Source organism: Pseudoalteromonas sp. A3 (assembly GCF_025942345.1).
Taxonomy (GTDB): Bacteria; Pseudomonadota; Gammaproteobacteria; order Enterobacterales; family Alteromonadaceae; genus Pseudoalteromonas; species Pseudoalteromonas atlantica.
This window is the reverse complement of the sequence record NZ_JAPCKL010000001.1, coordinates 81,166-95,804: the sequence shown is the minus strand read 5'-3', so window position 1 is coordinate 95,804 and position 14,639 is coordinate 81,166. Positions and strand designations below refer to the sequence as shown.

The 14,639-nt window shown below is 41.3% G+C and carries 11 protein-coding genes and 1 pseudogene; 6 read left to right on the top strand and 6 right to left on the bottom strand.

The features are described from left to right. Positions 1-5: 5 nt before the first annotated feature. The 3 genes and pseudogenes from OIZ54_RS00445 to OIZ54_RS00435 all read right to left on the bottom strand — a co-directional run. A complete protein-coding gene (locus OIZ54_RS00445) occupies positions 6-995 on the bottom strand; it encodes an SMP-30/gluconolactonase/LRE family protein (RefSeq protein WP_264389369.1) in 990 nt (329 codons plus the stop codon). Further along, the gene (locus tag OIZ54_RS00440) at positions 982-3,303 is read right to left on the bottom strand and encodes an agarase (RefSeq protein ID WP_264389368.1); all 2,322 of its coding nucleotides are present in this window, start codon (positions 3,301-3,303) and stop codon (positions 982-984) included. The genes OIZ54_RS00445 and OIZ54_RS00440 overlap by 14 nt, the downstream gene beginning before the upstream one ends. Positions 3,304-3,444: 141 nt before the next feature. Next, a pseudogene (locus OIZ54_RS00435) lies at positions 3,445-3,717 on the bottom strand (RICIN domain-containing protein); the annotation flags it as partial. 142 nt (positions 3,718-3,859) lie between these two features. Here OIZ54_RS00435 and OIZ54_RS00430 point away from each other — a divergent pair. The 6 genes from OIZ54_RS00430 to OIZ54_RS00405 all read left to right on the top strand — a co-directional run bounded on the left by OIZ54_RS00430 (position 3,860) and on the right by OIZ54_RS00405 (position 12,143). Next, entirely contained in the window at positions 3,860-5,506 is a 1,647-nt protein-coding gene (locus OIZ54_RS00430; RefSeq protein WP_264389367.1) for a diguanylate cyclase, read from the top strand. A 248-nt stretch (positions 5,507-5,754) separates the two neighbouring features. Further along, complete coding sequence (locus OIZ54_RS00425; RefSeq protein WP_055255729.1) at positions 5,755-6,411, top strand: carbonic anhydrase; 657 nt, start codon at positions 5,755-5,757, stop codon at positions 6,409-6,411. Between the two features lie 414 nt (positions 6,412-6,825). Next, positions 6,826-9,402, top strand: coding sequence for a nitrite reductase large subunit NirB (nirB, locus tag OIZ54_RS00420; RefSeq protein WP_264389366.1), 2,577 nt, complete (start codon positions 6,826-6,828; stop codon positions 9,400-9,402). Next, positions 9,389-9,742, top strand: a complete 354-nt coding sequence (nirD, locus tag OIZ54_RS00415) for a nitrite reductase small subunit NirD (protein ID WP_024033472.1) — start codon at positions 9,389-9,391, stop codon at positions 9,740-9,742. Before nirB ends, nirD begins: the two co-directional genes overlap by 14 nt. An 11-nt stretch (positions 9,743-9,753) precedes the next feature. Next, positions 9,754-10,620 (top strand): uroporphyrinogen-III C-methyltransferase, encoded by an 867-nt coding sequence (gene cobA / locus OIZ54_RS00410; RefSeq protein ID WP_264389365.1) that lies wholly within the window; start codon positions 9,754-9,756, stop codon positions 10,618-10,620. A gap of 269 nt (positions 10,621-10,889) precedes the next feature. Continuing rightward, positions 10,890-12,143 (top strand): nitrate regulatory protein, encoded by a 1,254-nt coding sequence (locus OIZ54_RS00405; RefSeq protein WP_264389364.1) that lies wholly within the window; start codon positions 10,890-10,892, stop codon positions 12,141-12,143. A 31-nt stretch (positions 12,144-12,174) separates the two neighbouring features. On the opposite strand, the gene lepB is transcribed toward OIZ54_RS00405, so the two are convergent. The 3 genes from lepB to OIZ54_RS00390 all read right to left on the bottom strand — a co-directional run bounded on the left by lepB (position 12,175) and on the right by OIZ54_RS00390 (position 14,284). Continuing rightward, positions 12,175-12,825, bottom strand: coding sequence for a signal peptidase I (gene lepB, locus OIZ54_RS00400; protein WP_004586775.1), 651 nt, complete (start codon positions 12,823-12,825; stop codon positions 12,175-12,177). A 138-nt stretch (positions 12,826-12,963) separates the two neighbouring features. Then, entirely contained in the window at positions 12,964-13,218 is a 255-nt protein-coding gene (locus OIZ54_RS00395; protein WP_004586776.1) for a DUF2999 family protein, read from the bottom strand. A 103-nt stretch (positions 13,219-13,321) separates the two neighbouring features. Further along, positions 13,322-14,284, bottom strand: a complete 963-nt coding sequence (locus OIZ54_RS00390) for a zinc-binding dehydrogenase (RefSeq protein ID WP_264389362.1) — start codon at positions 14,282-14,284, stop codon at positions 13,322-13,324. Positions 14,285-14,639 lie beyond the last annotated feature (355 nt).

The window sequence follows — 14,639 nt, the reverse complement described above, 5'->3', positions numbered from 1 at the left end:
CTAGCTTAATTCTTTAGTGAGAGCGCCAGCAAGTGTTGATGTGCAGTGATATACACCCGATTTTGCTGAGCATTAAAGGCTAAATTGGCACTGATGTGAGGCAGCCTTACCCGTGCCAATAACGTGCCTTGTTCATCAAATAGCCAGAGCCCGTTAGGCCCGGTTGCAAAAATAATCCCGCTATCTGTATGTATTTTTAAGCCATCTGGCAAACCATGGCTATCCGATGTAACAGCAGGCAATTGATGCAGTAACGTTTTATTTATTACCGTCCCGTCTTTATGCAATTTGTATTGATACCATGCAGGCTTTTGCGGGTTGGATGCGGCCACATACAAGGTGCTTTCATCCTTTGATAACGCAATGCCATTTGGGTAAATCAGTGTCTTGTCTAATAGCTGTAACTGCCCTGCCGCTGTTAGGCTATAAACACCTTGAAAGTTTAGCTCTTTAGCGGGATCGTCCAATTGCTTGGCTAAACCATAAGGAGGGTCGGTAAAAAACAACTGGCCTTGGCGATTAAATACGCCGTCATTAGGGCTATTTAACCGCTGGCCTTTATATTGGCTAGCAAGTTGTTGATAGTTTGCCTTAGCTGATGTTAATGGCGCGGCCATTTTAACTACTTGACGTGAGCGCGATTGCAACAACACCAGCTCGTTCTGCTGATTCAGCAATAGACCATTTGAATAACCACTGTGTGCTAAATATAGCTGCACTCCTTCGCCTTCTTGATAGCGATACACACGGTGCGTGGGAATATCTGAAAACAACAAGTACTGGCCATCATTCACCCACACAGGCCCTTCTAACCAATCAAAGCCAGATGCCAGTGTCTCAATCGCTGCATCTAAATCTAAAACCTGTAACGCTTTTTTATTGTATATCTCATAAGGGCCTTGCTTTATAAGCGGCTTAACCTCGTGTTGCTCTGCATATACAGATAAGGTAATCACTAAAAATAAGCTAAAGGCCAAGCTTTTAGTTATCTTCATGACTAAACCTGCGTTGATATAGTTGCTGATTAACTTCTTTAGCGGCGTTGACAAGCGGCTGATAGGGAATGTCTGCGACATTAACAAAGCCAACATTATAGTTTTCGCCATCATAAGCGCGCCCAGTTAACGGCGAATCTATATATTGAAACCAATGTGCGCCAACAAAGTATGGGTTATCGATCACACTCTTCATGTATTGTTGATATTTAACGCCACGCTCATGTTGTGACTGAGTATGAATAAGGCCTGGGTTTAATAGCCCTGAATCTAACGCCCCATTATGAAACTCTCCAATAATACTGGGCTTATCAAGTGCGGCTAAAAAATCCCAAAAATCATCATTTAAGCCTTCACGGTAATAATTATAACTCATTACATCTGCGTGCTCACTCGCAGCTTGGCGAATTTCAGGTGTCATGCCCCAATCAGCAAATCGCGCGCCCATGTATAGATGATTAGGCAAGTGCTTGGCTGTCGCTTGCTCAACAACGGCAAAGTATTGTTTTGCGTAGTGGTATAACATCACGGAAAAATCAGCTTGTACTGCCTCGGTGATATCATGGATAACCACCCCTGAGGCAAATTCCTGCCAAGATGAAATATTAGTTTTCCAGTTTACATTTAATACTGATATGTCTTGATACTTTTCTTTCATCAGGGACACAAATTCAGCTTTTGTGGGGCTTTGTTTTGCATTGACAGTTAATGTGTTAATCACTAAACCATATTGCGAATTAACTGAGCCCATCATGCCCCAGCTCTTTTCGTTATCTATAAATACACCAACACACCATGGGTTATTTTTAACTTGTGCGGCTAGCGTTGCTAACGTCACATCAGCGCGTTTAATAAAGGCGGGATCAAAGGGGTCTGGTAGTGGGCTCCAGTAATCGTTGCCACTGCTAACGGTTTTAAAGTTACCAATGATCCACGCATTCGCAAAATAGGGTATGCGGTCTTCTTGGTAAAAACCCTCATCAATCCAGTTACCGAACGAGGTAAAACCCCAAGTGAGCATACGGTCAATGGTGGTATCTCGCCATTTTTGCATCAATACCTGTTCGTTTTGGGTTTCATATTTGCGTTGTAAATTAGCTCTATAAAAACTGAATGTTTCGCCTTTTTTTAACGCACCACTGTGAACTTCACGGCGATATCCATAATTATCTGCGAGCGGATCATCAACAGCGGGTAGCCAATTAAACATATTTGCTCTTAATTCTGAGCTAATATAACGTGATGGCCATGCCGATTTCGGTGCAGGGTTTAAACCAATCGAATCTTCAGGGGTTAAATCACCGGGCTCTCTTTGTACTATGTATTTTTGATCAAAATCGTAACCTGTAATGGTAGTGGTATTGGCTAAGCGTACATTGGCGATACCGGTTGAAAAAAATAAATAGCCTTGTGGGTCAACTAGGCTCCATTTTCCATTGTACTTGTCGGTTCTAAAGTAGCCTGTAGCCTTAAGTTTTGGCCCATCCTGCCATCCACCAAACTTAGAGCGACCAGCTAAAGGGACTTTGCTAAGATTGGCTTGCTCTTGTTTTGAAACCGCAATTAACTGCTCAGTTGAAGATACTTTATTGGCAAAGTCACGCTTGGCGTTTTGGCCAAACTTATCCACTAAGCCTGCTAGGTACTCAGTATCAAAGTTTGTCGGTTTTATTAGCCTTACATTATCAATGAGTAAGTGTTTGTCTTCTAATAAGCCCTTTGTGCCAAAGCTCACTTTTGTTACTCGGCTGACATCAATATTTTTTGCACCACCTCGATACAATACCGGTGTGTAGCTGCTTTTCCAACTTGGAGGATTAGAGCGTATACCCGACTCTATATTTAAATCAGCGCCTTTTAATTCAATATAATAAGTATTAGTTGATTCGCTGGGTACCACTACACTGCGGCTTTGTGCTTTGCCAGTTTTATCAATTGTTTTTATATATAACTGGGTAGACACTTTATCAGGGTTTTCAATATCTAAAGCAAAAGCGAAATTACCTAAAGCTTGCCAATTCCAAGTTTGGTTATTTACAAATTCAATATCACTTTCGTGATGCGTTTTTGCAGCAAATGTAACCTTTAATTTATGGTTGCCTTGCTGTTCAATTAGACTTGTAGTGGCATTGTGGCTTTTTAAAAAAGGTTGGTAGTCAGCTTTTTCAAAATCCCACAGCATGTGTTCTTTTTGTGTAGTATTACTAAGCTGTATGCTTTGTTCTGGTTGATTATTAGTACAGCCGACAAGCCCAGTGCCTAACAATAGAGCTATTGGGATATAAATGGTTTTATGTGTGTGTTTCATAGCAAGCCTATTCTTTTATTATTAAAGAACCGCTTTTGTAAAAAAGCGGTTAGGTACTATGTTGAATAATTACACAACACAAAATAAATAACAATTAATTGTCAACAACTTAGATTAGTGTAAAAAACTTTGCTAATTGTATTATTCAATAAATTGAAAACGTTGATTGTCGCCGTTATAACACTGCCACTGTACAATATCAGCACCATATGTTTGCAGTTTACCTGCGATATCAACACATTTATTACTTAAACTTGATTTGAGCTCGAAGTAGTCATCACCCGTGCTATTGAGAGTAAAGCGTTGACTGGCTTTTGCATGATCACAAACCCACGGCTCCAACTTAGCGCCATTACTTGTACTGGCGTTTTCAATCTGCATGCACAAACCACTTAACTGCGAGCTAATTGCATATTCATTATTACTTACTTATTTATTTATTAATGCAGTTTGTTATTTAAAGCCAAATTAAGCCATTACTTAAAGGCGATAATTTTGTTTGATTTATATACTATTTGTTTACAATTTGATTATAATCGCTTAGTGGGTTTTTAAAGTGAGTTTAGGTATGGTGCGGGTTGGTATATTAACAGTATTCTTTTTCTGTGCTTTGTTTAGCCCGCTAACATATGCTTATACACTTAATAACAACATTACCCTAGAGGATGATAACCTGTGGCGCCCTGTCACAGCATTCAATGCGCCTCCTTCTGCACAGCAAGTAATTACATCTTATAAAAACGCTAGTGAAACGAGTAACCTGCTCGGTAAAAGTGGCGCTGTAATAACAAAAATTGCGTTAAATAACCCCACCACTGGAGCTTGGTATGTGCTGCCGCAAGCCAATTTTATCGACGTTGGTTTAGCCTATTGGCAAACCGAACAGGGGGATATAGTTAAGCTTGCTGATTTTTCGCAGTCTCACGTTAATCAACCGGCTATTTTAATGCATGGACAAGCATTTAAACTGCCCTTCTATGCGCCAAGCAGTGGCTATTTATGGATATATTTAGAAGCCAAACACTATCCAACGCCGGTTGATTTAAGTATTTTAAGCGAAGGTGCATTTTTGCATCATCAGTTTTATATAAACTCATTAAGCCTTATTGCAATTTCTGTCATGCTTACTTTAGCAATGATGGCCTTTGTAATGTTTTTAAGAGTAAAGCAAAAAGTGGCCTTGTTTTGTGCTGGGTATGTCGGTTTGCACGGTCTTGGCTGGGCGTTTGCTTCGGGCGCTGTAAATACAATTTATGCCAGCCCCTCTTTTAATAAACATTACTTAGGTATTTATTTATTTGCCTTTGCTGTAAGTTGCGCAGCAGCATTTACCTACTACCTGTTTAACTTCGATAAAGAAAAAGCCAATAAGCTTGGGAGTGCTTTAAAATACTTTACCGTTAGCGCATTTGTATGCGGTATCTGCAGCCTATTTATGCCCTTTTATTTAGTGTTTTATATCGCGCACTTTTTAGCAGCTGTATGGGTTATGCTTAGCTTAACCACCGGGTTTGCCATGCTTAGCCTGAACGATTTTAGAGCCAAGTATTTTTTATTTGGAAATATGCTCTATAGCCTGTCATTAGTAGTATTCGTTGCATTTCATTTTGATTTAATAAATGCTACCTCATCAGAAATACTTGTGCTGTTAGCCTTAGCAATAGATTGTGTGTGTATTGTGCTGTCTTTGTCTGAGTGGCTAAAGTTAAAACAGCACGAATTTAGTACCTTGTTACATGAATCTCGCTTTGATCCTCTAACCCAAGTTGGCAACCGACTACTATTAAATGATGAGCTGATTAAACTTGCACACAGTGCTTACATCATTGTGTTTATAGATTGTGATGGAATAAAAAAAATAAACGATGCGCTTGGGCACGCCAAAGGTGATGCGTTTTTAATTAATGCAGCAAAATTAATGACACAGCATCTAGCGCAAGACGGCACCGTATTTAGAACCGGGGGCGATGAATTTATTTGGTTATGTAAAGTCAAAAACAAATCACACCTTCCCCAACTAAAAACCACACTTACCCAGAAGCTCACCGCATTACATCGCACTATTCAACAGCAATGGCCGCAATCAGGTATTAGTTATGGCATAGCATCTAGCGATGAGTGCCAGAGCCATACTGAGTGTTTAACCTTAGCGGATCAGCGCATGTATAACTTAAAATCAGCCCATAAACTTAAAGCAAGTTAAGCTACTAACCTCCTCAACCACCTTTTTCGCCACTTACCGCCTTTTATTTTACTCGAAGCCTCTGCTAGGTACGCTCATGTATTCGCCAATAACTTCATGCACGTGTGTCGCCCTTTGTTCGCGAGTATGAAATTTATTAAACAGTGTAATAGTACAAAACAAACAAGAACAAAGTTATAATGGCGCTAATTTGTCAGGCGAATAAAGCTATAAATAACACGATTAAATTACACCAATAGGAGTTGTACATGGAACATATTATTTCGGGCGTGGCTAAGTTTCAAAAAGAAGTTTACCCATCAAAAAAAGCAGCGTTTCAAAAACTAGCCAATGGTCAAAACCCAGAAGTGTTATTTATCACCTGTGCCGACTCGCGTATCGATCCTAACTTAGTGACTCAAACTGAACCCGGTGAATTATTTATTTGTCGTAACGCGGGCAATATTATCCCGCCACATAGTAATCAAACCGGCGGTATGACAGCCTCAATTGAATTTGCGGTGGCTGCACTGGGCGTATCGCACATTATTATTTGTGGGCACTCGGATTGTGGCGCAATGAAAGGCGCTATAAATACTGAAGGTTTATCAAGCTTACCGCACGTTAAAGAGTGGCTTGGCCACAGCCGCGTAGCAACTGAAGTTGTAAAAGAAAAATGTGGTTGCGCAGAGCTAAACAATAACGACCACCTAGGCTTAGTAATTGAAGAAAACGTAGTACAACAACTACAGCATATAAAAACACACCCTGCTGTGGCTGCAAAAATTGCAACCGGTCAAGTTAAGCTACACGGCTGGGTATATGATATAGAATCTGCAGAAATTAAAACCTACGATGAAGCAACGGGCAGCTTTAAACCTGTTGAAGATACCGATGTAGAAACCCTAGCAAAACAAAGCAAGTAAAGCTACAGTATTAATGCGCTTACTGTTATTTTTATTTCAAAATAACAAAGCGCATTTTTTATTTATAGCCTAAACGCTTATCCCTCGTTTTTAGTTAACGGCACAAATGCACTTTTGTTGACTAAGCATCACATTGTAGCCTCATTTTGTGCACTCCCATAGTGCTGTCACCGCACCAAAACAACTCAAATATGCGTAAGAAAAACATTTAAAAGTAATGTAGCTATTAAAAAACAAACACTTATAAAAATGGCCGTGTTTTTGCTTATATGATAACCATACCGTTCGTTATTAAAACGACACACATTTAGGTTGTTATGACCACAGGCAAAGAAGCCCGCTCGCAGTTGCATTAATTTGTAACTGTGGCGGGCTTTTTTGTTTTTAAATTAAACCGTCATTGAGGGGATACCAATGCAAACACCAACAAAAATACTCATTATTGGTAATGGGATGGTTGGGCACCATTTTGTAGAGCAAATGCGCCAAAGCGACGCTAACGCGCACATTACCGTACTGTGTGGAGAAGCAAATTTAGCTTATGACCGTGTTTACTTATCCAGCGTGTTTGATGGTAAAACAGCCGCCGATTTAGCCCTAACCACCTTTGATAATTATCAGCAGTTAAATATAAATGTGCATACTAACCAGTGGGTTAATGAAATAGATAAAACAAACAAGGTAGTTAGCACTCAAACCGGTGATAAATTTAATTACGATAAACTTATTTTAGCAACAGGCTCGTACCCATTTGTGCCGCCAATTAAAGGAAATGACCAACCCCATTGCTTGGTTTACCGTACCCTAGAAGATTTAGGGCAAATAAAAGCAAGCGCTGCACAAAGTAAAAGTGGCGTAGTGATAGGTGGCGGCTTATTAGGGCTTGAAGCAGCCAATGCAATTAAACAACTTGGGCTTGATACTCATGTAGTTGAGTTTGCACCCCAACTTATGGCGGTACAACTTGATGAACAAGGTGGTACGCTGTTAAAAAACAAAATTGAAAAACTGGGCGTGAGCGTGCATACCGCTAAAGCCACCAGCGAAATAGTAAAAGGCGAAACGAGCCGTTACAGATTAAATTTTTCAGATGACACGTTTTTAGAAACCGACTTAATTTTGTTCTCGGCCGGTATTCGCCCATACGATGAGCTTGGCAAAGTAGCCGAACTTGAATTAGGGCAACGTGGCGGCATTGTAATAAATAACCAATGCCAAACATCAAACCCAGATATATATGCTATTGGCGAATGTGCCTTATGGGACAAAAAGCTATTTGGCTTAGTCGCCCCGGGTTATAACATGGCTCGCGTGGTTGCAAGCCAACTTACAGGCGGCGAACTTGAGTTTTTAGGCGCCGATATGAGCACAAAATTAAAACTACTCGGGGTAGAGGTAGGCTCAATTGGCGATGCCCACGCTAAAACCCCCGATTGCAAAGAGTTAATTTATCAAGATCCTATTCGTGATTGTTATAAAAAAATTATTTTAAATGAGGCAGGCAATAAGTTATTAGGCGCAGTGCTTGTTGGCGATACTAGCGATTACGACACACTGTTGCAGTACATGTTAAACGATATGGAATTACCCGCACACCCTGAGTGCCTCATTTTACCTGATAGTGAAGGAGCGCCTGTTTTAGCGGGAAATGCCCTGCCCGATACCGCCACTATTTGTTCGTGCCACAATGTAAGCAAAGGAGACATTGTGGGTGCAATTGATGGCGGCTCATGCGATTTATCTGCAGTTAAAGCTTGTACCAAAGCCGCCAGCGGCTGTGGTGGCTGTGCCGCATTATTAAAATCGGTAGTCGACAGTGAACTTCAAAGCCGTGGGGTTGAAGTTAACAACCATGTGTGTGAACACTTTGCTTTTTCGCGCCAAGAGTTACTGCATTTAGTAAAAGTAGAAAGCATTAAAACTTTTGATGATTTGCTCGCTAAACATGGCAGCGGTCATCACGGCTGTGAAATATGCAAACCTGCCGTGGCCTCTATTTTAGCTTCAACGTGGAATGAGTTTATTTTAGAACCCGCTCATGTTGGCCTGCAAGATACCAACGACACTTACCTTGCAAATATGCAAAAAGATGGCTCTTACTCTGTCGTTCCCCGTATAGCGGGTGGCGAAATTACCCCCGACAAACTTATCGTTATTGGCCAAGTTGCCAAAGACTTTAACCTGTACTGTAAAGTAACCGGTGGGCAGCGTATCGACTTATTTGGCGCACGCCTTGAAGAGCTCCCTATTATTTGGGAAAGACTTATTGCAGCCGGTTTTGAAACCGGTCACGCTTATGGTAAATCGCTCAGAACTGTTAAATCGTGCGTTGGCAGTACGTGGTGTCGCTATGGCGTTCAAGACAGTGTTGGCCACGCGATTGCGATTGAAAACCGCTACAAAGGTTTACGCGCCCCGCATAAATTTAAAATGGCCGTATCGGGTTGTACTCGCGAATGCGCTGAGGCACAAAGCAAAGATATAGGCGTAATAGCAACCGAAAATGGCTGGAACTTATACGTATGTGGAAATGGCGGTATGCGCCCGCGCCATGCTGATTTATTTGCTACCGATTTAGATACCGAAACACTCATTAAATACATTGACCGCGTGATCATGTTTTACATTAAAACCGCCGATAAACTGCAGCGCACCTCAGTGTGGATGGAAAATTTAGAGGGCGGGTTAGATTATTTAAAAAGCGTAGTAATAGACGACAGCCTAGGTATTTGCCATGAGCTTGAAACTCAAATGGCGCTTATAACTAAAACTTACGCCTGCGAATGGAAAAAAGCAGTCGAAAGTCCAGAGGCCTCAAAACGGTTCCGCCAATTTATTAATAACCCAGATGCCGATAGCAATATTTTATTTGTACAAGAGCGCAACCAAATTCGCCCCGCCACTGAGTCTGAAAAACGTAACCAGCAAAATTCGACAAACCGTATCCCCGTAATGGAAATTGAGCAGGAGCAAGCTGATGTATTGGCATAAAATTGGAACAACCGACGACCTAGTTGCTAATAGTGGCGTATGCGCATTAGTAAACAACCAGCAAGTGGCCATATTTTATGTTCCACAAAATAGTGAGCCTGTGTTAGCCATTAGCAACTACGACCCGATAGGCAAAGCCAATGTACTATCGCGCGGCATTATTGGCTCTATTGATGGAAAGTTAGTAGTGGCCTCCCCTTTGTATAAGCAACATTTTTGTTTAAATACTGGCGAATGCCTAGAAGCAGAGGCAATACAGCTCCCCGTATTTGAAGCCAAAATAGACAATGGCAATGTCTTTGTTAGCGCTGAGCCAAAAGCCATTACAGCGTTAGCATAAGGAGCAATAAAATGAGTGTTCTTTCGTATTTTTCGGGTATTGACAGCCCATGGCTAAACAAGTTTGTTAATAAGCTAACTCAAGATGTAAAGCACAAAGCTAAACATCGAAAAAACGGCCACGTGTATTTAATAGGGGCAGGCCCGGGCGATGCTGAGCTTATAACTGTAAAAGCGCAGCGCCAGATTGCAGCAGCCGACGTGGTATTGTACGACAGCCTAGTTAGTGAAGCGCTTTTAAATACACTGCCTAAACATGCGCAGCGAGTGTATGTAGGTAAACGTGCAGGCAAGCACTCTATGCCACAAGCTGCCATTAGTGCCTTATTAGTAAAATACGCACAACAAGGGTTTAAAGTTGTTCGTTTAAAAGGTGGCGATCCGAGTATTTTTGCGCGCATCAATGAAGAAGCCAACGCCCTATCAGATCACAATATTAATTTTGCTATTGTCCCGGGCGTTACTACCGCGTGTGCAGCCTCGGCTTATACTGGTATACCGCTTACTGCTCGCGATGTGGCCCGAAGTGTTACCTTTTTAACGGCGCAATTTGCCGATCCTAATAAACTCCCTAATTGGCACAACTACACCTATGTACAAGACTCTAACAACCCCACGCTAGTCGTCTATATGGGATTAGGACGTTTAAACGCATTAAGTACTGGTTTGCAATCGGTTGGCTGGCCTAAAACAACCCCTATCGCATTGATAGAAAATGCCACCACCAACCAGCAAAAAATAATAACCAGCACGCTTGGGCAAATTATTAGCGAAAGTGCGGAGCACACATTAACGGGCCCTACGCTAATTATGGTTGGCGAGGTAATAAATCATCAAATGGCTATCAGCCCAGCGTTGCTGCAATGTAGCAACGCATAAATTCCCCCTCTGGTGTTTGCTCTGTGCAGTTTACAGAGTAAACACTTTTTTCCCCTCGTTCATGTAGGGCGCAATCGAGTGCAAAAACAACTATTTTTGCACCAAAAAGGTTTATTCCTGTAATAAGGACAGATAAGTTAAAATGGGAACAAATAACAAGTATGGCTTTAAGCAGCTGTTTTAATTTAATTTTAAATTCAATCGAAAATTTTTTAAATGATTGGAACAGTGGTTGCACTTTATATACAAAAAAGTGTGGAACAAGTCCTATGTTATCGAGCAATCCTCTCACAAAACAGTTTTTATTAGCAGCAAAATACCAAGAAATTCATGCCTTAAAACAGCTTCAAAAAAGCTGTGCATCGCTTACTAAACTGGGCGATTTTATACATCAGTTACAAAAAGAGCGCGGCATGAGCAATATTTATTTAGCCTCTAACCGCAAACGTTTTGCTTCGCAGTTAAAACAACAAATTAGCTTAACAGAGCAAACACAAACGCAGTTTTACCACTCAATTAAAACGACCTTTATTACCGATAACGCCGACACGGGCCACACCCGTTTGTACAATTTAATTACCCATAGTTTGCAATCGTTAGAGGCGCTGCCAGAGCTGCGACAACAAATAGCAAATCAAAAAATTACCCCAGTGCATGCAACTCAATCGTATACGCAGCTTATTTCGTGTTTGCTAAATATAATTTTAGAAGCCGCCGATGGCGCCAGCGACCCGCGCGTTACACGATTGCTAGTGGCATATTTTAATTTTATGCAAGGTAAAGAATACGCCGGACAAGAACGTGCCTGTGGCGCGCAAGCGTTTGCATCAAGTAAGTTTACCGTGGAGCAAAAACAACAGCTTGCTCATTTTGTTCAACAACAGCACCACAGCTTTACGTTTTTTAACGAATACGCCGACGAACACGTATTAAAATGCTATCGCTCGTTAACTGATCACCCCGTAAATAAGCAAGTGGATCAGCTACGCGGGCTTTTACAAAATTTAGATGACGAAAATGCGCAGCCGCTTTCTCAGCTTAGTGAGGTGTGGTACGAGGTAACAACAACGCGTATCGATATTATGCACAAAATTGAGCAAAACCTCAGTGACTACCTTATTGACTCTGCAGCAATGCAAATTGCTCAGGCGCAGCGCACTTTAAATTCAAATAAACAGGTTATAAGCAGCCTTGAAGAGCAATACATGCCAATGACCGACGGCCAACTCGCGTTTAAACAAAATCCCCCCCAAAATACCGCTGCTAATAAACTCAATAGTAATAAAAGCATGTACGACCTAATCATGGAGCAAAGCCAACATATTAAGCAAATAAATCAGGCTTTAGTTGATGCTAAACGGGTAATAACAGAACAAAAAGTAATACATCAGGCAAAGTATATTTTAATAGAGCAGCTAAGCCTTAGCGAAGAGCAAGCTCATAAAAAGTTGCAAAAGCAAGCAATGGACTCGCACTGCTCGCTTTATAATATTGCGCAAAAAATTGTAGAGCTAAGCGATTAACATCGGCGTATGGTTAGCGCCCAAAACCGCCTTAAAGTAAGGGTTTTAAAAAGCGGTTTTTACGAGGTAAGTAATAATCGTCGTAATCAAGCGACACAATAATGCGCTCTGCTTTGCCAAGTAGTTCGCTGCGAGGGATCAAACCAATAACACGCGAGTCAGCACTGTGATCGCGGTTATCACCCATTGCTAAATAATAATCTTCAGGAATAGTTATTTTATTAAAACCCGATAGCTGTGAAGGCGTATGCGCAACACGAATCGTGTGTTTGTGGCCATTTAAATCTTCTATTTTATCTAAAGAATCAATATTGCTTTGCAAGTTATTGTATTTAAGTTTAACGCCATTAATTTCTAGCTCGTTGTTATAAAGCGCTACAGTATCGCCTGGCACACCAATTACGCGTTTAATTAACCGGTTATCAGCAGCTTGTGAGTCAAATACAATAATATCGCCTGTTTGTGGGTCGGCTAATTTAACTAAAGGAATATGCGTAAAAGGGATGCGTATATCATAAGCCATTTTATCGGTTAAGATTCTGTCGCCTTCTAAAATGGTGGGTTTCATCGAGCCTGTCGGTACTTCATACCAATCGGCAACTGCGCTTCTAAACACGCTCATCAGCGCAATAAATAAAATTAACGAACGGTTATTTTTCCAAAATTTATAAAGTGGCTTCATACCTAGTCCCTACCTATCATAAGTAATAGTATGACTAGCTTAATACCAAGCAGTTCAATGAATAATGTAACAAAAAGTGTGGTGATTTTAGGTAGAATTACCAAGGCTTATGCCTTGGTAAGGAGTAATTTGTGAAGCTTATTGCTGGTTTAGCTTGTCTTTCGCTTCTTTTACTTTTTCAAAGTCTAGGCCTAGTTCGTCGGTGGCTTCTTTAATTAAGTGCGGCTGAGTCATCACCACGGCCATTAACTGCTGTAGTTTTTCAGGCGGAATACCAAGCTCTTGTACTAATGCCATTGCCATCATTGGGTTTTGTGTAAAGGCTTCGAACAATGCTTTTACTTTTTCGTCGCTTACATTGTGCTCTTTAAGTATTGCTAGTATTGGGTTCATTTTTAACCTTGTGTGTTTTGTACGTATTTTATATTTACTAAATTATATTAGCTGAGCCATGCATTAACAACGCCAACACACGCCTCAGTGTTACATTGGGTGGTTATTCTACAAGTAATACCACTTTACCGGCATTTTCATTACGCTCTAAAATAGCATGCGCTTCGTTTGCATCGCTCCACGGTAGTGTTTTATACACGTTAAAGTCGTACTTTTTAGTAGCAATATCATTGTAAAAACGCGCAACTAAGTCATCGCGTAATTGGCGTTTAAACTCAATGCTACGGTTTCTAAGTGTTGATGCATGAAACGAAATACGTTTGCGTAGTAGCGCTGCAAAATCAACCTCAGCAAAACGCCCATCTAAAAAAGAGAGCATAATAATTTGGCAATCCATGGCAGCAATAACCGCATTTTTATTTAAATAACTGCCCGATACAGGATCTACAATTGCATTTGCTAAAAGCTCATTTGCTTGCATATATTCTACAAAGTCAGTTGTTTTATAGTTAATGGCATGATCGGCGCCAAGGGCTTTTGCATGCTCGCATTTTTCATCTGAGCCGGCAGTAATAACCACCGTTGCACCTGCACTTTTAGCCATTTGAATCGCCGCACCGCCTACACCACTTGCCCCTGCATGAATAAGCGCTGTTTGGCCTTGTTGTAATTTACCAAGTTCAAAAAGCGCACCAAATGCTGTTAGGTACACTTCGCTAATAGCTGCACCTTCTACCATGGTTAAATCATCTGGCAATACCATTAATTGTTTAGCATCTATGGCAACGTATTCGCTGTAAGCCCCGCCTGCGCACAAGCTAAAAATACGTTTATTGAGCCAGCTTTTATCAACATCAAAACCAAGCTCAACCACTGTGCCTGCGCACTCTAAACCTAAAATGGGGCTATCCCCAGCTGGCGCTGGGTATTTACCTTGGCGCTGCATGCAATCAGCGCGGTTTACACCTATAGCAGACACTTTTACTAGCACTTCGTGGCTTTTTAAAACCGGTTTGTCGGTTTCACTAAATGCAAGGGTGCCACCCTCATGAGAAATATATTTCATTAATGCTCCGTATTTAGCCTTTTAATTAGGGCCTGTTAACCTTTCAGGATTAAAATTTGTTCAATCTAGGGGCCATTTAATCGCGGCGCGAGGTTTGTAACCTAGTGGGCTAAGTAAAAACCGAGCAAAGCTTCCGCGTCCTGCTCACGCCCCTTACCTACATCCATGTAGGCAACAAAGAGTAAATGGCCCCTAGGCAGAAACCCTTCGGGCAGCGCCTGTTTGGCATTTATGCTACGTTATCGCCTATTTATGGGGAACAACCACACTACATAGGCTCTGCCATGCCTAATTACCAAACAGACGGCTGCAAATTTAACCTCGAAAGATAAACAGGCCCTAGCTAGACATGGGG

Bases quoted from the DNA above. Each gene is read 5' to 3' on its own strand.
- OIZ54_RS00445 (WP_264389369.1), bottom strand. From the start codon at position 995: ATGAAGATAACTAAAAGCTTGGCCTTTAGCTTATTTTTAGTGATTACC.
- OIZ54_RS00440 (WP_264389368.1), bottom strand. From the start codon at position 3,303: ATGAAACACACACATAAAACCATTTATATCCCAATAGCTCTATTGTTA.
- OIZ54_RS00425 (WP_055255729.1), top strand. From the start codon at position 5,755: ATGGAACATATTATTTCGGGCGTGGCTAAGTTTCAAAAAGAAGTTTAC.
- nirB (WP_264389366.1), top strand. From the start codon at position 6,826: ATGCAAACACCAACAAAAATACTCATTATTGGTAATGGGATGGTTGGG.
- nirD (WP_024033472.1), top strand. From the start codon at position 9,389: ATGTATTGGCATAAAATTGGAACAACCGACGACCTAGTTGCTAATAGT.
- cobA (WP_264389365.1), top strand. From the start codon at position 9,754: ATGAGTGTTCTTTCGTATTTTTCGGGTATTGACAGCCCATGGCTAAAC.
- OIZ54_RS00405 (WP_264389364.1), top strand. From the start codon at position 10,890: ATGTTATCGAGCAATCCTCTCACAAAACAGTTTTTATTAGCAGCAAAA.
- lepB (WP_004586775.1), bottom strand. From the start codon at position 12,825: ATGAAGCCACTTTATAAATTTTGGAAAAATAACCGTTCGTTAATTTTA.
- OIZ54_RS00395 (WP_004586776.1), bottom strand. From the start codon at position 13,218: ATGAACCCAATACTAGCAATACTTAAAGAGCACAATGTAAGCGACGAA.
- OIZ54_RS00390 (WP_264389362.1), bottom strand. From the start codon at position 14,284: ATGAAATATATTTCTCATGAGGGTGGCACCCTTGCATTTAGTGAAACC.